The organism is Nonomuraea sp. NPDC054003 (genome assembly GCF_055585125.1).
Genome location: NZ_JBVJKR010000008.1, coordinates 15,038 through 34,171, shown reverse-complemented (window position 1 = coordinate 34,171; position 19,134 = coordinate 15,038). Strand labels below are relative to the sequence as shown.

The 19,134-nt window shown below is 72.6% G+C and carries 16 protein-coding genes and 1 pseudogene; 5 read left to right on the top strand and 12 right to left on the bottom strand.

From position 1 onward, the window contains the following. Positions 1 to 7: 7 nt before the first annotated feature. Positions 8 to 1,162 (bottom strand): DUF418 domain-containing protein, encoded by a 1,155-nt coding sequence (locus ACZ6YG_RS21640; RefSeq protein WP_466019026.1) that lies wholly within the window; start codon positions 1,160 to 1,162, stop codon positions 8 to 10. A gap of 147 nt (positions 1,163 to 1,309) precedes the next feature. On the opposite strand from ACZ6YG_RS21640, the gene ACZ6YG_RS21635 reads away from it, so the two are divergent. Beyond that, positions 1,310 to 2,464 carry a hypothetical protein gene (locus tag ACZ6YG_RS21635; RefSeq protein WP_466019025.1) on the top strand — a complete coding sequence of 385 codons (1,155 nt, stop codon included), beginning with the start codon at positions 1,310 to 1,312 and terminating at the stop codon, positions 2,462 to 2,464. Here ACZ6YG_RS21635 and ACZ6YG_RS21630 read toward each other — a convergent pair whose 3' ends face one another. After that, a complete protein-coding gene (locus ACZ6YG_RS21630) occupies positions 2,465 to 2,938 on the bottom strand; it encodes a hypothetical protein (RefSeq protein WP_397198413.1) in 474 nt (157 codons plus the stop codon). It abuts the gene before it with no gap. 173 nt (positions 2,939 to 3,111) lie between these two features. Between ACZ6YG_RS21630 and ACZ6YG_RS21625 the strand changes: the two genes are divergently transcribed. Then, entirely contained in the window at positions 3,112 to 3,711 is a 600-nt protein-coding gene (locus ACZ6YG_RS21625) for a dihydrofolate reductase family protein (protein ID WP_271278429.1), read from the top strand. A gap of 32 nt (positions 3,712 to 3,743) precedes the next feature. Here ACZ6YG_RS21625 and ACZ6YG_RS21620 read toward each other — a convergent pair whose 3' ends face one another. From ACZ6YG_RS21620 to ACZ6YG_RS21605, 4 genes and pseudogenes are all read right to left on the bottom strand, one after another. Beyond that, the gene (locus ACZ6YG_RS21620; protein ID WP_466019024.1) at positions 3,744 to 4,109 is read right to left on the bottom strand and encodes a hypothetical protein; all 366 of its coding nucleotides are present in this window, start codon (positions 4,107 to 4,109) and stop codon (positions 3,744 to 3,746) included. Positions 4,110 to 4,114: 5 nt separating this feature from the next. Further along, entirely contained in the window at positions 4,115 to 4,615 is a 501-nt protein-coding gene (locus ACZ6YG_RS21615) for a hypothetical protein (RefSeq protein ID WP_466019205.1), read from the bottom strand. Between the two features lie 129 nt (positions 4,616 to 4,744). Beyond that, positions 4,745 to 4,795 (bottom strand): annotated as a pseudogene (locus ACZ6YG_RS21610) (hypothetical protein); the annotation flags it as partial. Positions 4,796 to 4,872: 77 nt separating this feature from the next. Continuing rightward, positions 4,873 to 5,994, bottom strand: a complete 1,122-nt coding sequence (locus ACZ6YG_RS21605; protein ID WP_466019023.1) for an FAD-dependent oxidoreductase — start codon at positions 5,992 to 5,994, stop codon at positions 4,873 to 4,875. Positions 5,995 to 6,057: 63 nt separating this feature from the next. Between ACZ6YG_RS21605 and ACZ6YG_RS21600 the strand changes: the two genes are divergently transcribed. Both ACZ6YG_RS21600 and ACZ6YG_RS21595 read left to right on the top strand, forming a co-directional pair. Further along, on the top strand, positions 6,058 to 6,510 hold the full coding sequence (locus tag ACZ6YG_RS21600; RefSeq protein WP_466019022.1) for a MarR family winged helix-turn-helix transcriptional regulator: 453 nt from the start codon (positions 6,058 to 6,060) through the stop codon (positions 6,508 to 6,510). Next, positions 6,507 to 7,397 (top strand): hypothetical protein, encoded by an 891-nt coding sequence (locus ACZ6YG_RS21595; protein ID WP_466019021.1) that lies wholly within the window; start codon positions 6,507 to 6,509, stop codon positions 7,395 to 7,397. The genes ACZ6YG_RS21600 and ACZ6YG_RS21595 overlap by 4 nt, the downstream gene beginning before the upstream one ends. A gap of 49 nt (positions 7,398 to 7,446) precedes the next feature. Here the strand turns inward: ACZ6YG_RS21595 and ACZ6YG_RS21590 are convergent, their stop codons facing one another. Next, complete coding sequence (locus ACZ6YG_RS21590) at positions 7,447 to 8,460, bottom strand: glycoside hydrolase family 11 protein (protein WP_466019020.1); 1,014 nt, start codon at positions 8,458 to 8,460, stop codon at positions 7,447 to 7,449. 237 nt (positions 8,461 to 8,697) lie between these two features. On the opposite strand from ACZ6YG_RS21590, the gene ACZ6YG_RS21585 reads away from it, so the two are divergent. Beyond that, positions 8,698 to 10,098 (top strand): M1 family metallopeptidase, encoded by a 1,401-nt coding sequence (locus ACZ6YG_RS21585; RefSeq protein WP_466019019.1) that lies wholly within the window; start codon positions 8,698 to 8,700, stop codon positions 10,096 to 10,098. Between the two features lie 41 nt (positions 10,099 to 10,139). On the opposite strand, the gene ACZ6YG_RS21580 is transcribed toward ACZ6YG_RS21585, so the two are convergent. The 5 genes from ACZ6YG_RS21580 to ACZ6YG_RS21560 all read right to left on the bottom strand — a co-directional run bounded on the left by ACZ6YG_RS21580 (position 10,140) and on the right by ACZ6YG_RS21560 (position 19,101). Further along, positions 10,140 to 14,117 carry a S8 family serine peptidase gene (locus ACZ6YG_RS21580; protein WP_466019018.1) on the bottom strand — a complete coding sequence of 1,326 codons (3,978 nt, stop codon included), beginning with the start codon at positions 14,115 to 14,117 and terminating at the stop codon, positions 10,140 to 10,142. A 62-nt stretch (positions 14,118 to 14,179) separates the two neighbouring features. Further along, positions 14,180 to 14,308, bottom strand: a complete 129-nt coding sequence (locus tag ACZ6YG_RS21575; RefSeq protein ID WP_261808818.1) for a hypothetical protein — start codon at positions 14,306 to 14,308, stop codon at positions 14,180 to 14,182. Between the two features lie 66 nt (positions 14,309 to 14,374). Beyond that, positions 14,375 to 17,191, bottom strand: coding sequence for a helix-turn-helix transcriptional regulator (locus ACZ6YG_RS21570; RefSeq protein ID WP_466019017.1), 2,817 nt, complete (start codon positions 17,189 to 17,191; stop codon positions 14,375 to 14,377). An 81-nt stretch (positions 17,192 to 17,272) separates the two neighbouring features. After that, complete coding sequence (locus ACZ6YG_RS21565; RefSeq protein WP_219551266.1) at positions 17,273 to 17,878, bottom strand: 2'-5' RNA ligase family protein; 606 nt, start codon at positions 17,876 to 17,878, stop codon at positions 17,273 to 17,275. 191 nt (positions 17,879 to 18,069) lie between these two features. Beyond that, a complete protein-coding gene (locus ACZ6YG_RS21560) occupies positions 18,070 to 19,101 on the bottom strand; it encodes a hypothetical protein (RefSeq protein WP_466019016.1) in 1,032 nt (343 codons plus the stop codon). Positions 19,102 to 19,134 lie beyond the last annotated feature (33 nt).

Below are 19,134 nucleotides of genomic sequence, written 5' to 3'. Positions count from 1 at the left end.
CAGGGCGTCAGGTGCGGCGGTAGGCCAGGCGGCGCAGCAGGATCTCGGCGGGGCCGCGGTGGTCGGCGCGGCGCATCAGGTCGGCGATCAGCAGCGAGACGAGCCAGGTGGCCACGGCCACGCCGGTGGCGCCGGCGATGCCGAGGTCGTCCTGCAGGCCGAGCCCGAAGGGGAAGAACACCACGACGAACGCGATCGACTGGAACAGGTACAGGCTCATCGAGCGGCGGCCGAGCGCTTCGACGGCGGTGATCAGGGGACCACGGCCACGGGCGGCCAGCGGGGCGATCAGGCCGACGGCGCAGGCCATGGCGATGCCGCCGAAGTATCCGGTGACCGGTTGCGCGACCGAGGCCGCCACCACGGCCGGGCCGGACGCCCCGGTCCACAGGCCGGTCTGGATGAGCGCGGCGGGGACGGAACCCACGACGGACACGACGGTGGCGATCACCGTGAAGCGGACCAGGAGACGCCGGTGCCGCTCCGGCTCCTCCAGGATGCGCCGCCGGGCCGCCCACATCCCGAAGAGCACCGCGGGCAGCACGATGACGGTGCCGAGGACCAGGCCGAACGGCCAGCCGGCCATCCTGGTGACGAACAGCTCGCCGAAGCCCCGCGCCCCGGCGGCGATGGTGCCGAGGGAGAAGGTGGAGAGCCCCTGCATCAGCGCCACCCACATGGCGAACCCGACCACGGCCGTGGCGGGCACCATGAGCGTCCCCGCCGTCCACAGCAGCGCCTTGTCCCCGCGCCGGAGCATCCCGGTCAGCACCACGGCCGTCAGCCCGTACGGCGCCAGGATGTCGATCGGGACCAGCAGCGCCACGTGCGCGAACCCGATCGCGATCAGCCACCACCCCCGGCGGCGCAGCAGCTTGCGGACCGTCACCCAGTCGGCGCCGCGCCTGGTCCGGCTGTTCAGGAGCTGAACCAGCGAGTAGCCGAACAGGAAGGCGAACATCGGCCGCGCGTGGTTGTTCACGAACAGCACGTGGAAGAACTCGGAGATCGCGTTGGCCGCGGCGGAGCCCCGGTCGACGGCCACCACGAACAGCGGCGCGTGCGCGAACGCGATGGCCAGCAGCATGAAACCGCGCGCCAGGTCGGGGGCCAGGGCCCTGGCCGTGGTCGCCGGCCTGGCCGGCTCGGACGTCTGCAACACAGGAAGCACCCCGTTCTCCGATGACGTTCTCGTGGCCCCGACGCTACGGACGCGATCACCCGCGGGGAATCCGGCTAGAAATACGACAGGGGTAGACCTAGATGCACCTTCGGCCCGGGCGCGTTCGGTGCCACTAGCGTGGCGGGCATGGACGAACAGGAATGGCAGCAGGAATACGCGATGCTCGCTCTCCGGCTCAACCGGCACCTGAACGGAGCCGGGCTCGTCTACCGGGGGCCGGCCGAGTGGAGCGAGCGGGCACAGGCGGAGCCGGTCCGGCCGCCCGGCGACCTGATCGCCGGCGCCGACCGGTTACTGGACCGGGAGCTGACCCCTTACCTGCGGGCCCAGGTGGTCGCGATGCGCGCGGTGGCCCGCTATCTGGACGGCGAGCGGCTCCCGCTGACCGACTACGGCGAGCTCGTGCTGGGGCTGCGGCCGCGGTGGGTGCCCGAGCTCGTGTTCGAGGAGGCGCACGACCGGCTGGACGCGGCGTTGCCCAGGGCCGCCGGCTCGCTGTCCGACCGGCTGCACGCCTGGCAGTCGGCTCACGCGCTGGACCAGATTGACCGGCTGCCCGCGCTGGTGGACAAGGCGGTGGCCGAGACCCGGGCCCGCACGGAGGCGATCGTCCCGCTGCCGCCGGACGAGGTCGTCGGCTGCCACCTCGTGCCGGAGGCGCACTTCCACGCCGCCGGGCACTACGCGGGCGACCTCAAGTCGGTGATCTTCATCAACACCGGCATCCCGTTCAACGTGGCCGACCTGTTCTACGTCGTCGCCCACGAGGGCCATCCCGGTCACATCGCCGAGTCGCTGCTGAAGGACCTGGGGGCGACCCGGACGGACCAGCGGGTCCGGTTCATGCTGGCCCCGTCGTTCGCGCTGAGCGAGGGGCTCGGGCTGTGCGCCGAGGAGATCCTCTTCCCGGGGGACGAGGCGCAGGCGTGGCTGACCGACAACGTCCTGGCCGACCTGGGGATCCGGCCCGACGGCAGCGACTTCGCGGCGATCCACCTGGTCAAGAACGCGCTGTGGGGAGTGTGTGGCAACGTCGCCTACCTCGCCGCCGAAGGGCGGACGGACGAGGAGCTGGCCGGTTATCTGGCCCGCTGGTGCCTGTACGACGACGCGGAGATCGCCAGGGCGCTGCCGTTGCTGCGGCCGTCGGCGATGAGCCCGTACATGTTCGGATATTTCCACGGATGGGAGCTGTTGCGGCCCTGGCTGGCCGATCCCGCCAACGTCCGCCGCCTGCTCACCGAACAGCTCCTGCCGTCCGACGTGGCAAAACCCGTCTGATCACGACCGGCCGGTCAGCTCGGCATGCCCCGGCCGGGTCGCGCGCGCGTAGGAGTGGGTCGTCGCGGCCAGGAGCCCCAGCGCGACGATCCCGATCACGCCGTGGTGCCACTGCCAGCCGATCCCGATGCCGACGAACCCGTCCGCCACCATGATCACGGCTCCGGCGCCGACGCCCGCCAGCGCGACGGCCAGCACGAGCAGCATCAGCGCGCGCGGCACCCGGCGGCCCGGCCCGGTCACCGTCAGCAGGACCAGGGCCGCGCCGAGCAGGCCGTTGGCGGCCGCCATCCACTGCGCGGCCGCCACGTCCATCATCTCGCGGGCGTAGCGCTCGTAGTCGGCCGCCGGAACCACCGGGCCGCCGGGGAAACCCAGCTTGCCCTGCGCGGCGTAGACGGCCTTGCCGGCGGCGTAGCCGAGGAACAGCACCGCCGTCGTGTACGCGGGCCAGCGCGCCTGGCGCACGGTCATGGGCAGCTCCCTGGAGTTCGAGTTCGGTGTTTCCAGGATCGGCGGGCCTCCCGGCCCCGGCCTCCCCCGCACGGGGGAACATGCTCCCCCGCCGGATGTAGAGAACCGCCGGGCGGCTCCGACCACCCGGTGGCAGGCGCAAGAAGGAGCGCCTGGAACTGAAAGGCGATGAGATGAGCAGAGTCATCTGCGACATGGCGATGTCCCTCGACGGCTTCGTGGCCGGGCCGAACCAGAGCCTGGACAATCCGTTCGGCGAGGGAGAGAACGGGCGGCTGACCCGGTGGATGGTCGACGAGCCGGAGCTCCACAAGGCGGAGATCGAGGCCATCACCGCCGCCGGCGCCTTCATCATGGGCCGCAACATGTTCGGCCCCGGCCGCGGCGCCTGGGACCTGGAGTGGAGCGGCTGGTGGGGCGAGGAGCCCCCGTACCACGCGCCGGTCTTCGTGCTGACCCACCACGAGCGCGAGCCGCTGCCGATGAAGGGCGGCACCACGTTCACTTTCGTGACCGGCGGTCCCGAGGAGGCCCTGCGCCTGGCCCGCGAGGCGGCGGGCGACCGTGACGTCGCCATCGCCGGCGGCGGCATGACGGTGAACCAGTACCTGGCGGCGGGGCTGATCGACGAGCTGCGCCTGCACGTCGCGCCGGTGCTCCTGGGCCGCGGCGAGCGGCTGTTCGACGGCCTGGCGGACATCGACCTCGAACCGCTCGGCGAGCCCTCCCGCACCGCGCTCGTCACCCACCTCACGTACCGGCCGGTGAGGTAGCGGACGGGCGGGGCGCGCGCCGCCCCGCCCGGCTATCTGAAGTCCCGGTTGACCGCGGGCAGGGTCAGGGACCTGCGCTCGTTTCCGTACGAGGCCAGGCGCCGCGTGCGCCCCGTGGTGACATCGAGGGCGTACGCGACGAGCTCCCGGCTGCCCGCGACCACCGTGACCTCGTCCCGGTTCAGCCAGATGCCGGTCCCGTCGATCCGGTCGCCCGGCGGCAGGCCACGCATCGAGACCTTGCGCAGGGTCCGCCCGGTCCTGGCATCGAGCAGGGTGAGCCTGCCCGGCTTGAGTTCGTCGAACTCGACGGCGACGACCGTGCGGCCGTCCGGGGCGAGCTCGCTGAACATGATGAACACGCCGTCGAACCGCACCGGCTTGCCGCCTCCGGTCACCGGCGTCACCCACAGGTGGATCCGGCGCCGATCCGCTCCTCCGCCACCTTGACGGGGGAGACCACCTCTTCGCCTTCGGCCATGTCCCTGATCACGTGCGCCCCGGCGTCGCGGCTGTAGTAGGCGAGCCTCCGCCCGTCCCGGCTGATCGCGACCGGCACCCGCGGGTCCTTCTTGGAGGAGGTGAGCGCCTGCGGCAGCCGGTACGTCCCCTTCTGGGTGACCACCCGCCACTCCACGGCACTGCAGTCGGAGCGCCGCGTCATCTCGTCGATCTCGCACGGCGTCTGGTACGCGTAGCGGATCGCGCCGACCTTGCCCCGCAGGTCCGGCACGTCCTGCCCCTGTGTCGCGACGATGCCGGCGGGGTGCGGCCAGACCGCCACCGCGCCCGCCGTCGTCGCCGCCAGCGCCGTGACCGCCGCCTCGGTCAGGTCCTCCCGGAAGCGCAGCACGATCACGGCCCGCTGCTTGCGGGTCAGCTGGGCCGGCGCCCGGCGGAGCATGATGCGGTCCAGCGTGGCCTCGTCGTGGGAGACGCCCGCTTCGGGCGGGTGGGCGCTGAGTAATTCCGGGCGGGCGCGGCGCGTCCAGGAGATGTACTGGTTGACGAGCGCCTTGCGGGTGTACGCCTCGGGGTTGCCCTTCCTGTCGAGCTTCGACCACTGCCCTGCGACGTTGGCCAGGACGCTCTGCAGCAGGTCCTCCGCGAGATGAGGGTCTCCGGTGAGCAGGCGCGGTCCGCCGGGCGGAAGGTTGCACCTCAGCGGGATCGCACGGTGAGGCGGTTGCTGTAGCGGGCGAGCATGGCGGTCTGGGACGTCTCCGGGATCAGCCTGCCGAGAAGCGGTGGGATGCGCCAGTTGGCCGGGTTGCGCTTGGCCATCCGGGAAACCAGGGAGATATGCGGGTATCGGGCCTTCTCGTAGGCGCGCAACCGTACCGCCGGGTCGCCGTCCCTGGCCAGCTCGCGCCCGAGCACCCAGACGTCCTCCAAGGTCTGGTTGGCGCCCTGGCCCAGGGTGGGCGGCATGATGTGGGCCGCGTCGCCGAGCAGGGTGACGCGGCCCTTCCCCCACACCGGGCCGACCTTGCGCCAGTGGTGGCCGAAGAAGGTGAGATCGGCTTCGGTGGCGGCGGCGAGCACCTCGGGCACCGGTGACGCCCAGTGGCCGAACCGGCGCCGCAGCTCGGCCAGCGGCGCGTCGGGCCGCCGGTCGCCGGGTGACCACGGCACGTCGAACCACCACTGCAGCATGCCCTTGCCCGCGGGGATGAGGCCGCACGCGCCCTCCCGTCCGGTGATCATGAGGTGGCGGTGCGTACGGGTGAGCTCGATGTCGATCGGGCTGAGGCCCTGCCAGGTGCCGAAGGTGGCCGGTCGGACGCCGGCGTCGCCCCACAGCCGGTGCCGCACGGCCGAGTGGTGACCGTCGGCGCCGATGAGCAGGTCGCCCGTGGCCGTCGATCCGTCGGCGAAGGTCGCGGTCACCCGGTCGTGGTCCTGGGTGACGTCCTGGCAGGCCTTGCCGTACTGGACGAGGTCGCCGGGCAGGCCGTCGGCGAGGAGTTCCATGAGGTCGCGGCGGGAGACGGCCCTGGTCTCGAAGCCGTGGTGGGCGGCGGCGTGGGCGATGTCCATGCTGACGCGCAGCCGGCCGCCGGCGGTCATCGCGTCGATCCGGTCGACGCGCCCGCCCACGTCGTCGAGGCTCACGCCGAGGTCGTGCAGCACGGCGGCGCCGTTGCTGAAAATCATCAAGGCCGCGCCGCCGGTGCGCCACTCCGCGGCCCGCTCGTACACGCGCACCCGGTGCCCGGCGGCGAGCAGCACCCGGGCGACGGCGAGGCCCCCGACGCCTGCTCCCATGACAAGGATGTCCATATCTTTCTCCAACTCGGAGTATCTTCGATTCGAAGATACTCCGGGGTGGAGTAGGTTGGGAAAGTGCCCCACAAGCAACCCGAGGACGCGATCTTCCGCGAGTTCCTGGTCGCGGTCCTGCTGCACAACGAGGCCGTGGCCGACCGGCTCGGCCTGCAGCCGGTCGACGTCGCCGCCGCCATCCTGCTGGAGACGCGCGGGCCCATGACCGCGGGCGCGCTCTCCGAGGAACTCGGGCTGCCGTCCGCCTCGACGACCCGGCTGATCGACCGGCTGGAGAAGGCGGGCTACGTGCGGCGGGTGCGCGGCGAACGCGACCGCCGGATGGTCACCGTGCAGTTGGTCGAGGGCGGGCTCGACGACTACGAGGCCGCTTGCGAGTCGTCCAGGCGGCACCTGGCGACGCTCGGCGCGCACTACACCCCGGAGCAGGTGCCGCTGCTGCTCGACATGCTGGCCCGCGTCGGCGAGGCCCACCGCGCGGCCACCAGGGAGCTGCGCGGGAAGCCTGCATGAGCGGCGGCCACGCGCACTACGTCATCGTGGACGGGTCCGGTCACCGCGTCTGGTCGCGCGACAGAGCGGCCGAGACCCTCTACCACGACCTCCTCCGCGGCCCCGACCGCGTGATCGCCTTCATCCGCGAGCAGCGGGGCGGTCACCGCGACCACTGGATGAACTCGATCTGGTGGCAGGGCGTCGCGCTCCTCGACCTGCCCGCCCGCCGCCTGCTCGTCCACACCGACCAGTGGATCCCGGGGCCCGACCGGCACACCTCGGTGCTGGAGGTCCGCGCCTGGCTGCGGCTCGTCGCGGCCCTCTGGCCGGGCTGGACGGTGACCTGGGCCGCTCGCGGCCTGCACCAGGTCATGGACTACCTCGCGCTCCCGTACGACACCGTGCTCTACCTCGACGAGACACCGGCGCCGCGCGCCCGCTGGGCCCAGGCGCCCGCGGAGGACGACCTGTCCGCCGTCGCCGACGTCCTCATCGCCGCCCGCGACGGGGAGCGGCTGTCGTTCGGGGGCTGGTGGGCCGCCGGGCTGGCCGAGCCCCTGCTCGCCGGACCGGGCGTGCTGCTGACCCCGCAGGAGGAGGCCGTCCCGTTCGCGGCGCTGGAGAACGTCCCCTGGAACGGCCTCTACGTGGACGCCCCCGGCCGGCGGCTCGACTGGTGGTCGCTCGACTGCTCGCTCGACCCGCGCGACCTGCCCGCCCGGTGGCCGGGGTGGGAGCTGACGGACCATGGCGACGCGTTCGAGGAGGTCGCCGCGCTCATCGGCCCCGAACTGCTGCTCGACGTGGACACCGAGGAGGAGGTGTTCCGCAGGGTCGCCGCGTGGTTCGTCGCCGACGCCGCCCCGGCCGACCGGGAGGCCCTGCGGGCGGTCGCGGCTCCGTGAGTGACAGCGGCGCGGCGGCCGCCGGGCCGCCGCGCCACGGGGTACGAGGTCAGCCCGCGCTGCAGGAGACCGTCGGCCAGGTCCAGTTGCCGTTGTGCTGGATCGTCACCCCCCAGTTGTTGCCGCTGCCGTTGGGCCTGGCGGTCAGCACCTGGGAGCTGGGATAGCTGGCGCTGATGTTCCAGGTGGAGAGGATCCGCGCGGGTGACGGCACGTTCATCGTCACGGTCCAGTTGCTCGAACCGCTGACCGAGACGCCGAGGTTGTAGCGGTCGCTCCACTGCTGGCCCTGCGACAGGGTCGCGGTGCAGCCGCCGCCCGGGTTGCCGGGGTTGCCGGGGTTGCCGGGGTTACCCGGGTCGCCGCCGGTGCTGCCCAGGGTGATGTTCGAGTTTCCGCTGCTCTGGTATCCCTCGGTGGCCATGATCATGTAGTCGTGGTTGCCGAGGTTCATCCCGTTCCTGGCCCACGCGTCGAAGTGGTTGCCGGCGGTGATGGTGCCGCCCGTCCGCTTCGACTGCCGTACGCTCCAGTACTGCTGGAACGTCCTGGTGCCCTCGATGGAGGGGGCGTTGTAGCGCGTCGTCTCGTAGATGTCGTACGTGCCGCCGTCGCTGGTGACCGTGCCCTTGTACGTGCCGGTCGGCCGGTAGGTGCCCCAGTTGTCGACGATGTAGTACTCGACGAGCGGGCTTCTCGTCCAGCCGTAGAGCGTCAGGTAAGCGTTGCCCGAGGGGTTGAAGCTGCCCGAGTAGCTGACCGTCCTGCGTCCTCCGGGGTTCCAGCCCTTGCCGGCGACGAAGTTGCCGGTGTTGCGCCATGAGGTGCTGTAGTTCCCGCCGGAACCCAGCTCCATGGAGACCGTTCCCTGGCTGTCGGTCCAGAACGAGTAGAAGTATCCGTTGTTGTTGCCGGTCTGGTTGGAGGTGATCGGGGCGGCGTGCGCGATGCCGGGCATCGCGACCGCCATGACCAGCGCTGCGGCTACGGCGCAGGATCGGCGGACGAAGGATGTGATGCCGCCGCGTCTGCGGGTGCTCTGGGGGGCGGGGGCGCCGTTCATGTGTGCTTCCTCCTCGCGAAGGCGGAGAGCGTGATGCGAACTGGCGACAGTGTTCATCCGGCCCCGAAAGTTGTCAACGATTCCCGAAACATATCGGAGACGGCGTGTCAGGTTACCTACCTGGCCACCGGCTCTACCTGGCCTATCGGATCTCCGTGTCGGAGGTGAAAGTTTCACCGGCATCGCAGGACGAGTAATCCCCCGCCGACGCCGGCGGTGATCACTATGATGTCGCGAATGCGGAGATTACCCTTACTGGTCCTGGTCGGCGCGCTGACCGCCACCTGCTGCGGCACCGCCTCGGCGGCCACTCCCGGCGAACCCGCCCGTTACGCCAAAGGGCGCTCGCAACCGGTCAAGGACCCGGTGTTCCCCGCATACGGCAACCCGTCGATCGACGTCCTGCACTACGGGCTGAAACTGGGCTGGCAGCCCGACCGCCGGAGCCTGACGGGCACCGCCGCCCTCACCGTCCGGGCCGTGAAGCCGATCAAGGAGATCAGGCTCGACTTCGGCCGCGCCCTGAAGATCGACCATGTGACCGTCGCGGGCAAGACCGCCAAGCCCGGGCGCAGGGGCGACGACCTGACGATCCCGCTCCGCGCCACCCTCGCCGCGAACAAGTCCGCCCGGGTGGTGATCCGCTACCACGGCGTACCGAAACCCCACAACTCCGGGCAGATGCGCTACGACCTCGCGCGGCTCGGCCTGCGCTCGTCCGCGGACGGCTCGGCCTGGGCGCTGCAGGAGCCCTTCGGCGCGTTCACCTGGTTCCCCGTGAACGACCACCCGTCGGACGAGGCGCTCTACGACGTCGCCATCACCGTGCCCAAGGGCTGGGCCGGCGTCGCGCACGGCACGTACGGCGGCAAGACCGAGAAGGGGCGCAAGGTCACCTACCGCTGGAAGTCGACCGACCCGGTCGCCAGCTACCTGACCCTGTTCACCGTCGACAAGTACCGGATGCACCGGGCGAAGGGCCCGCGCGGCCTCCCCATCACCTACTGGGTGCGCCGCGAGGACAGGCATGCCCTGCCGGTGATACGCCGGATGCCGGAGCTGCTGCGCTGGATGGAGAAGAAGGCCGGTCCCTACCCGTTCCCCAGCGCGGGCCTGGTCGCCACCAGCGACTCCGGCATGGAGACCCAGCAGATGATCACCCTCGGCGGCGACTACCTGCGCCCCGAGGTGGTGCTGCACGAGCTGGCCCACCACTGGTTCGGCAACAGCGTCGGCCCGCGCACCTGGAAGGACGTCTGGCTGAACGAGGGTTTCGCCATGTACTTCCAGATCCAGTGGACCGCCGACCACAGCCCGGGCTCGATGGACGACCACATGGACGACCTGCGCCTGGAGGAGAGGTTCGCGCGCCGGCTGGCGGGCCCGCCGGGCGACTACCGGCCCGAGCGGTTCGCCGACCACAACGTCTACTACGGCCCCGCGGTGATGCTGCACGAGATCAGGCGGCGCATCGGCGACGACAGGTTCTTCGCCATGACCCGCGCCTGGGTCCAGGAGCACCGCAACACCGGCCAGGACCGGGCGTCGTTCACCGCCTGGGTCAACGAGCACACGGGCGAGGACTTCACGGGGCTGATCGACGCCTGGCTCGACTCCAGGACCAGCCCCGAGGACTAGCCGGCGCCCGCCCCACCGGGGACGGGCGCCGGCGCGAGGGGTCAGCGCAGGTCGAACGCGCGCAGCGTGGTCTGCTTGACGCGGTTGCCCGCCGCGTCCCACGCCTCGACCTTCAGGCTCACCGCGCCCTTGGTGGCGCGGTAGGCCGGATACCTGGCCCCGGCGGTGTAGACGCCGTCCCGGCCGCGCCTGAGATCGGCGGGCTGCCAGGTGGCGCCGTCGTCGGTGCTCGTCCAGAGCCGGACTCCCGCGATGGCGGGCATCTTCGCGGCCGACGGCCCGTGGTAGGCCTCCAGCTCGAAGGTGTGCTTACGGCCGGCGGCCACGGTGTTCCCGGTGGACAGGCTGTCACCGAGGTCGTAGCTCACGTACACAGCGGGGGTGGTGCGGCAGTGCTCCACCGGGCCGTCGATCCACCAGGCGTAGCAGTTGAGACCGGGCTTGGCGTGGTCCTCGCCCGGCGGGGCGGTGAACGTCCACTCGACGTCCTGCAGGTCGTTCCTGGCCGTCAGCCGGTAGACACCCTGGCCCTCCGGCAGCGGGTAACGCGGCAGGGTGGCGAAGGGCTCGACGGGCGCGTTCGGGATCTCCCGGCCGTCGCGGTACAGGTGGATCTCGTACCGCGGCTGGAGGTCCCCGAAGGCCACGCCGTCGTCACGCCGCTCCCCGACCCCGCTGACCATGGACGGCGTCACCCAGAGGTTGCCGTCGTGCACGCAGATCGCGCACGGCACCCCGACCACCAGCTTCTCCAGCGGGGCGGCCTTCGGGTCGGCGAGCTTGAACACCTTCTCCGAGGCGGTCGCGGCGCCCGGCGTGCTCGGGGTGGCGAACCACCGTTGCGTCGTCCGTCCCGGCTTGTCGAAGACGTCGACGCGGTAGCGCGACTCCTCGGTCTCCGCCGCCGGATCGGGCGTGGTCAGGGCCGACATGCCCGTCGAGTGCACGATCGTACGGTCCAGCGGCCAGACCCACTGGTGCCTGCGCTGCGGCAGCGGCAGTGACCAGCTCACCGCGTCCGTGCCGGTGCCCGTGTAGGTCACGTCGTCGGTGCGCCACGTGCTCCGCCATACCGAGGCCTTCCTGTACGGCCCGGCGTGCATGTCGAAGTCGACGCGGTGGAGCTGGCGGTCGGTGACCTTGTAGTGCATGGAGTCCGGGATCCGGCCGTCCGCGTACGGCTTGAACACGTAGGAGTACGGGGTGTGCGGCGTGCCCTCCACCCGGATGGTGACCCGGCCCCGGCGGGCCTCCTCGCGCACCTTCACGCCCTCGGCGTGGGACACGTACGCGATCGGCAGGTTGACCGGCAGCAGCGGCCCGCTGAACGGCTTCTGCGCGAGGGCCAGCGGGATCGGGCAGGAGGCCGGCCGCTCGTTGAACGCCAGGATGCCGGCGGCGCCGGCGTCCCTGATCGGCCCGACGCGCTCGATCTGGAGACCGCACTGCGGCCCGAGCGACCCCTCGGCCGGTTCGGCGTCGATCAGGACGAGCGCGCCGCGCAGGTCCTTGCCCGCGAGGTCCTCGGGACGGCCCTTGCCGGCGTCGACGACCCGCAGGTCCCGCGTGCCCTCGAAGGGGACGTATCCGGGGTGCAGCTCAGCCCGGTCGAGGACGTGGACCCTGGAGACCGGGTTCAGCGACAGCCGCTTCGGCGTCCGCGCGGTCATCGTGACCTCGGGCACGCCGAGCTCCCACTGCCCGGTGAAGCGGAACGCGCCCTTGGTGACCTTCTTGGTCGGCAGCGCCCACACCTTCTCCCACGCCCCGACGGGCGCCCCGTTGAGCAGGGTGCCGCCGTAGATCTGCCCGCTGGGGAGAGTCCGCTGGAAGAAGACCTCGTAGCTGTTGTTCAGCGGCTCCGCGGTCTTCGGCGTGGTGAAGCGGATCTGGGACGCCTCGCGGGCGTCGAGGGTGATCTCGGTGTCGCCGGTGACGGTGAGCTCCGGCTCGAACAGCCAGCCCCGGTTGGCGCGGTCGTCGCCGTCCACCCAGTCGAGCACCTGCAGCACGCTCACGGTGCCCGCGGGCACCCGCGTCACGATCACGCCCACGTCGTGCACGCGATGCGGGCCGAGCTCGCCCTTGGTCCCGTCGACGTCGACGACGCTCATGGCCGTCGGGGTGCGGGGCTTGCCGTCCCTGTCCAGGGTGCGGATCGTGAGGTCGAACTTGGGGACGTCGCGCACCGCGCCCATGGGCGTGGTGAGGCGGACGCCCTCGGCCTCGGCGATCACGGCCCCGCTGTACTTGCCCAGCTCCAGCCCGGCCGGATCGAGGGTGACGGTCGTGCCCGCCGTGCCGCCCGCGGGGATCGTCAGCGTCGCGTCCGCGACGCCCACCTTCGCCCCACCGCTCATCTGCGCCTTCAGCGCGAGCGTGACGGGCTGGTCGCCCAGGTTCGTGTACGAGACCTCGCCGGTCTTCGGCTCACCCGATCCTTCGAGCAGGCCGAAGTCGACGCCGCCGCCGGTGGTGAAGACCCGCTGGCCGGTGGCCCTGTCCAGGTCCAGCCGGCCGGCGCCCTGCTCGTACACGGTGAAGCCGTCGTCCTTGGCGGTCGACATCAGCGCGGCCTTGAGCTGCTGGGCCGTCCAGTCCGGGTGCCGCTGCGCCATGATGGCGACGGCGCCGGCCACGTGCGGCGTGGCCATCGAGGTGCCGTTGGCGCCCGTGTAGTGCTCGTCGACGGGGGTGCCCATGGCCGTGCCCGCCGCCCGCGCGGCCACGATGTTCACGCCGGGAGCCGCGATGTCGGGCTTGAGGCCGGAGTCCCCGACGCGCGGGCCGCGGCTGGAGAACGGGGCGAGCTGGTCGTCCTTGTCGACCGCGGCCACGGTCAGCGCCGCGTCCGCCGCGCCCGGGGCGCTCACGGTCTCCTCGTTGTAGAGGTTGCCCGCGGCCACCACGAACAGGGCGCCGGTCTCAGCGGTCAGGTCGTCGACGGCCTGGCTGAGCGGGTCGGTGCCGTCCGTGGGCGTGCCGCCGAGGCTCATGCTGACGGCCTTGGCGCCGCTGCGCGCGGCCCACTCCATGCCCTCGATGATCCACGACTCCATGCCCTCGCCGTTGTCGTTCAGCACCTTGCCGACCGCGAGCCGTGCGCCGGGGGCGACGCCCTTGTGCCTGCCGCCCGAGGCCGCGCCGGTCCCGGCGATGGTGGCGGCGACGTGGGTGCCGTGGCCGTGCCCGTCCTGGACCGGCTGGTCGGGGACGAACGACCGGCTGTCGGCGATCCTTCCGGTCAGGTCGGGGTGGGCGGCGTCGGCGCCGGTGTCCAGGACGGCGACCGTCACGCCGGTCCCGTCGTGCCCCCGCTCCCACGCCTGGGGCGCGCCGACCATCGGCACGCTCACGTCCAGGTCGGCCTTGACCTTGGCGTCCAGCCAGAGTTTGGCGATGCCGCCGCCCAGCGTGCCGGGCGCGGCCAGGCCCCGCCTGGCGTCGGACCGCTCGCGCACGGCCGCCCAGAAGGCGCCGGTTTCTGCCTTGTCGACGTCGAGGGCGGAGGCGTGGATGCTCTCCATCGTCCCGGTGGGCTCACTGGCGGGGATGGCCGCGGCCGAGCGCTTGAGTGACGCCTCGGCCTGGTCCTCCGGATACTGGACGATGACCGGCACCCGTTTGGTCGCGTCGTCGGCGTACCCGTTCTCGGCCAGATACTTGACGTCGAACAGCCGCTTGTCGAGCAGCCCCGCCTGGACGGCGGAGACCGCGTCGTCCGGGAGCACGAAGACGCCGTCGGGCGTGAACTGGGTGAACAGGTTGACGCGGCGGCCTTCGTCCCGCGTGCCCGGGGCGGTCTCCACCCGATACTTGCCGGCTTCCGACCGGCTCAGCTGGACCTTGTCACCGGTGATCAGGGTGACGACGACCTTGCCGGCGCGCACGCCCGACAGGGTGACGGTCTGGGTCCGGGCCTGCGCGGCGGGAGCGGGGGTGGGCGTGGTCCCGTCGGCGGCCGACGCCGGGGTGGCGGCCAGCGCCGTGGTGAGCATCGTGGCCGCGGTCAGGATCATGCCTGCGCGGCGCGCTAACGGGGGGCGGGGCAGTGCCATGGTGGCCTTTCTGGAGGGGGTGGTCAGGCGGGCTCGAAGCCGTCGGGCGGCAGGAGCGGCTCAGGCGGCTCTGACGGCTCGGGCGGCTCGGGTGACTCCGTCGCCTCTTCCTGGCGGTCGTCGGGGCCGGGCTCGGAGGTGGTTTCGGACATGCCGCAAGTGTCGCCACAGCCAGGCGGAATGGGGTATGGGGAGCCCTATGGGGAAAAATCCCCAATCTAGGAATTCAGATGGCGGGCGAGCTCCGTCCGCGACCGCGCCCCGACCTTGCGCATGGCCGCGCTGACGTGCTTGTCCACCGTCTTCGGCGACAGGAACAGCTCCTTGGCGATCTCCTGGTTGGTCAGCCCCTCCGCCGCCAGCCGGGCCACCTGTTCCTGGCGGGCCGACAGCGCCTGGTCGCCGCCGTTCTGCGCCGGCGCGGGCGGGCGGACTCCCCACCGGCGGCCCAGTCCCGTGGCGCGGTCCAGGTCCCACCGGGCGTGCAGCCCGCCGTACAGCGTGACGGCCCGGCCCAGGTGGACGGCGGCCTCGGGGTCGTCCAGGGCGAACAGGCAGGCGGCCGCGTGCTCGTGCGCCTGCGCGGCCTCGTACAGCGCCGGGATCCGCTCGAACGCCTCGGCCGCCGCGGCGAACTCCCGCGCGGCCTCGGCGCCGCGTCCCCCGTCGGCGGCCAGCAGGCCGCGGGCGTGGCCGAGAGCCGGTCCGGCCAGCGGCGCGTCGAGCCCGGCCAGCTGGGACGCGTGCCTGTCGATCACGTCCGCCGCCTCCGCGGCGCGGCCGGCCGCCAGCAGCGCCTCTGTCAGCGCGGGCAGGGCGCGGACGGCCACCGGCCACAGCCCGCCCGCCTCCCAATGGGAGGCCGCCTCGGCGGCCGTCGCGATCGCCTGCTCCGGTTCGCCGCGCGCGGCGGCCAGCCTGAGCAGCATGCTGATGGGCAGGACGAGGTCGTCGAACTGGCCGCGCGACTGGGCCATGGCGATCGCGTCGAGCAGGGGCGGCAGCGCCGCCTCCTGCCGCCCGAGCACCGCGCCGAGGCAGGCGGCCACGATGTCGACCAGGATGCGCTCGTGCGGTTCGTCGCCGAAATGGCCGCGCAGCTCCTCCAGCCGCGCGGCCAGCCCGTCCCACGAGCCGTCGAAGTAGTCGGCGGCGGCCAGGTTCACCAGGCAGCGGAGCTCCAGCCGCCCGCGGAGATCGGGCTCGGCCCCGTCCTCGATCGCCGCGGCCAGCAGGCGGCGGGCCTTGCGGTGGTGACCGCTGAACAGGGCCGCGCCCCCGATGGACCGGTAGGCGTTGACCTCGCGGCGCAGCAGCCCGCGCCCGCCGGTCTCGCGCAGCAGGTCCTCCGCCAGCCCGTCCCAGCGCGGATCGCCGATCACCACGAAGATCATCGCGATCTTGCCGAGCACCAGCATCCGCATGGCGGGGTCGCCGACGGCGGGCAGGGTCGCGAGCGCCCTCTCCAGCCAGGCCCTGCTCTCGGCGGGCGGCAGGTCGCTGGGCGGGCGGCCCACCCCGACCATGGCCCAAGCGGCCAGCCCCGGCTCCTCGTCCAGGTCCTCGACCGCCTGGGCGAAGGCGTCGCCGATGCGCGCGATGTCCGTCCGCGTGCGTTCCAGGTGGAGGGCGAGCAGGAAGCGGAGCCTGCCGCGGAGCGGGCGCGGCACATCCCCTTCCAGCGCGCCGGTGATGAGGCCGGCGACGGGCGGCGGGCGCAGCAGCTCCAGCGCGGCCCAGCCCAGCTTCACCGTCAGCTCCGCCCGCCGTGCCGCCGGCAGGTCGGTGTCGCGCAGCACGTCCTCCAGCAGGCGCGCGGCCTCGGCGTCGTCGCCCAGCCTCGACGCCTGGTCGGCCGCCTCGATGGCGGTCTCCACCCACTGCTCGGCCCGTCCCGCGTGCCGCAGGTGGTGGGCCAGGCGGCCCAGCGGCACCGGTCGAAGCCCTCGTACGAGATCCGCGGCGGCGGCGTGCAGCGCCTGGCGGCGGCCGGGCGGGATCGCCTCGTAGACGGCCTGCGCCGCCAGCACGTGGCGGAACCCCACCGCGCCGCCCGTCTCGGCGAACAGCCCCGAGCCGAGCACCTCGTCGATCGCCCCGGCGTCACCGTCGGCGAGCACCTCGATGGGCACCGGCGTGCGCAGCACGGCCGCCCGCTCCGCGGCGCGCTTGGCCCCGTCGGAGAGCTGCGCGACCCGCTCGCGCACCGTGACGCGGACGCCGCTCGGCACGTCCAGCTCGTTGAGCGCGCGCCGCGCCCATCCGCCCTCCCATTTGATGAGCGTCCCCCGCGTGCGCAGCAGCGCCAGCAGCTCCTGCACGGCGAGCGGCAGGCCGGACGCCCGCGCGCGGAGGTGTTCGGCGAACTCGGCCGTCACCTGGTCGGCCTCCAGGATGGCCGACGCCATGATCCGCGTCTGGGCGGCGTCGAGCGGCGGCAGCACCACGTGCGCCACGCTGATCGCGTCGGCCGTCCGCGCGGTGATCGCGCGCACCGCCGCCGGCGCCTCCTCGCCCCGGTACGTCAGCACCACGCGGAGCGTGCCGGGCAGCACGGACATCAGGTAAGTGAGGAACTCGACCGTCTGCCCGTCCGCCCAGTGCAGGTCCTCCACGAGCAGGACGGCGGGACCGAGAGCGGCCATGACCTCGGCGAGCCCCCGGAAGAGCCGGTGACGCTCGGCCGCCCGGTCGTCGGGCAGCCGGGGCTTCTCGGGCAGCACCCCGGCGAGCTCGGGCAGCAGGTCGCGCAGCGCCCCCGCGACCGGCGTCAGCTCCGCCCCGGCCAGATCGGGCGCGCGCCCGCGCAGCGCCTCGACGATCGGCCCCAGCGGGAACGGCTCCCTGATCTGCACGCACGACCCGCTCAGCACCCGCATCCCCGCCACGGCCGGGTCGCCGAGCAGCTCGGCGGCCAGGCGCGACTTGCCGATGCCGGCCTCGCCCTCGATCACCGCCACGGAGGGCGCGGTGGCCACGAGCGCGACGAGCCGGGCGAGCTCCTTCTCCCTGCCCACCAGAACCGGGGAGATCACTCGGCCAGCTCGCACCCGAGTATTCAACTGCACGCGCTTTCACAGATCAATCGTCACCCTATGGGCGGTTTCCAGGACGGCTCATGACGCGCCGAGCCGGACCTCCGCCACCGGGCGCCAGCTCAACGCCGCCTCCTGGTCGACGATGTGGATGCTGCGGATCGTCACCTCACGGTCCGGCAGCCGCTCCCCGAGCGCGTCGATGACGGGGGCCGCGGGGCCGTCGGAGTTGCTGTAGGCCAGCGTGACCCGGGGTGTCCACGGCTCGTGGTCCAGGACGCCGTCGCGGCCCGTCGCCGCCCGCGTGGCGAACTTCGCCGCTTCGAGCAGCGGCCGGAGCCGCTCGACCGGCCGCGCCTCCAGCGCGACCGACTCGGGGTGGTACAGCACCCGGCCCAGCGTGACGGTGAACGGCTCGACCCGGGCGAGCTGGCCCGCCGCCTCCTGGGCCATCACCCGTACCTGGTCGCCGGTGATCTCGTCCGAGCGGCCGGCGACGAACGTGGTGAGGTGCACGGACTCGGGCGGCACCCGATCGAGGCCGGGCACGCCGGCCAGGCGGTCGTGGGCCTCCTGGACGATGGCCCGCGCGCCCGGGTCATCCCCCAGCAGGACCTGCCAGTAGAGCCGGTCCTGCGGTCGCCGTCTCTCCCAGCGGTCGGCCATACGCGTGGGGAGTGAGCTCACACATCCTCCTCGGTGGGGGCGGGCAGAGCCCGAGCGGGGTTGAACGTGTCTAATCGTGCCGATCTGCTCACGTAGCGTGGTCACGATATCGGAGCCGCGCGCGCGAAGGACGGCCAATCGCACGCACCGCCCGGCTCAGTCCTGTGGCTTGCGCCAGACGATGCTGTAGCGCGACAGGAGAGACCGCCCGCCTACCGGTAGGCGGGGTAGTAGGGCAGCTCGGCGACCTCCCAGTGCGCGGTGGTCTCCAGGCACGCCCGTACGGCTTCCTGAACAGCGGGGAACTCGCCCGCCTCCAGATGCTCCAGCAGGTAGCCCCACCGGTGGCGCAGCAGCTGGCGTTTGCTCGGCACCGGCGTCCGGGTGGAATGCGTGGGCCGGTCCCGTTCACGTGCCCCCGGCAGCATGGCCCACGTCATGAACATCGTCCAGGTGGCCACGGCCTGCCGCACCCCCGCCGCCCAGAGTCCGTCGTCGGCCAGCTCGGGATGGACGACGACCACCTCCTCGCGGTACGCGTCCTCGATCTCCGCCGCCTGCCCGGGCGGCAGCCGGAACACGCACCAGCACGTCGCGAACGGCATGCGCACGTAGGCCGCGTCGAGAAAGGCCGAGTGGTATCCGGCCCTCTCGAAGTCGAGCACGCGCATCCCGCCCGCTGTCAGCAGGTTGTTGTCCGGGCAGATGTCACCCGGCGAGAAGACCGGGAACCGCTCCTGGTCCGCCTCCAGGGCCGCGAGCTCGGCGTCGAGGCCCGCGGGCACCGAGGGCAGCACCTCTCCGAGACCGCCCAGAAGACGCCGCCCCGCCTCGCCCCCGGAGTAGACGGCCCGCGCCCGCTCCCACTCCCGCCGCCTCCCCGCGCCGGCCACGGCGATCCGCCCGTACGTCCTGGCCCAGGCGAGCAGCCCGTCCCTCGCCGCCTCCGCCGACTCCCCGAGCAGCAGGTCGGCCAGACTCGGCGCGACGCCGAGATCCGACATCACGACGAGCGGGAAGGACGGGTCCACCGCCAGCAACCGCGGCCCCGACCCGCCGCAGAACGGCAGCCCGGCCGCTTCGGCCGCGAACCCCGCGACCTCCCGGTACGCCTTGACCACCACGGTGCCGCCGCTGGGGGTCGCACACCTCAGGACGTGGCTGCGCGAACTCCCGCCGAGATCGACCGGCCCGCTGACCTCCTCGCCCAGGACCGCCGAGGCCGCCGCCAAGATCCTCTCCACGCCTGCACCCTAAAGGATCGCGGTTGGCGGCAT

Excerpts from the sequence above, each read along its gene's own strand:
- ACZ6YG_RS21630 (WP_397198413.1), bottom strand. The coding sequence starts at position 2,938 with ATGACCGTGCGCCAGGCGCGCTGGCCCGCGTACACGACGGCGGTGCTG.
- ACZ6YG_RS21625 (WP_271278429.1), top strand. The coding sequence starts at position 3,112 with ATGAGCAGAGTCATCTGCGACATGGCGATGTCCCTCGACGGCTTCGTG.
- ACZ6YG_RS21635 (WP_466019025.1), top strand. The coding sequence starts at position 1,310 with ATGGACGAACAGGAATGGCAGCAGGAATACGCGATGCTCGCTCTCCGG.
- ACZ6YG_RS21595 (WP_466019021.1), top strand. The coding sequence starts at position 6,507 with ATGAGCGGCGGCCACGCGCACTACGTCATCGTGGACGGGTCCGGTCAC.
- ACZ6YG_RS21585 (WP_466019019.1), top strand. The coding sequence starts at position 8,698 with ATGCGGAGATTACCCTTACTGGTCCTGGTCGGCGCGCTGACCGCCACC.
- ACZ6YG_RS21590 (WP_466019020.1), bottom strand. The coding sequence starts at position 8,460 with ATGAACGGCGCCCCCGCCCCCCAGAGCACCCGCAGACGCGGCGGCATC.
- ACZ6YG_RS21615 (WP_466019205.1), bottom strand. The coding sequence starts at position 4,615 with ATGCTCCGCCGGGCGCCGGCCCAGCTGACCCGCAAGCAGCGGGCCGTG.
- ACZ6YG_RS21605 (WP_466019023.1), bottom strand. The coding sequence starts at position 5,994 with ATGGACATCCTTGTCATGGGAGCAGGCGTCGGGGGCCTCGCCGTCGCC.
- ACZ6YG_RS21575 (WP_261808818.1), bottom strand. The coding sequence starts at position 14,308 with ATGTCCGAAACCACCTCCGAGCCCGGCCCCGACGACCGCCAGGAAGAG.
- ACZ6YG_RS21580 (WP_466019018.1), bottom strand. The coding sequence starts at position 14,117 with ATGATCCTGACCGCGGCCACGATGCTCACCACGGCGCTGGCCGCCACC.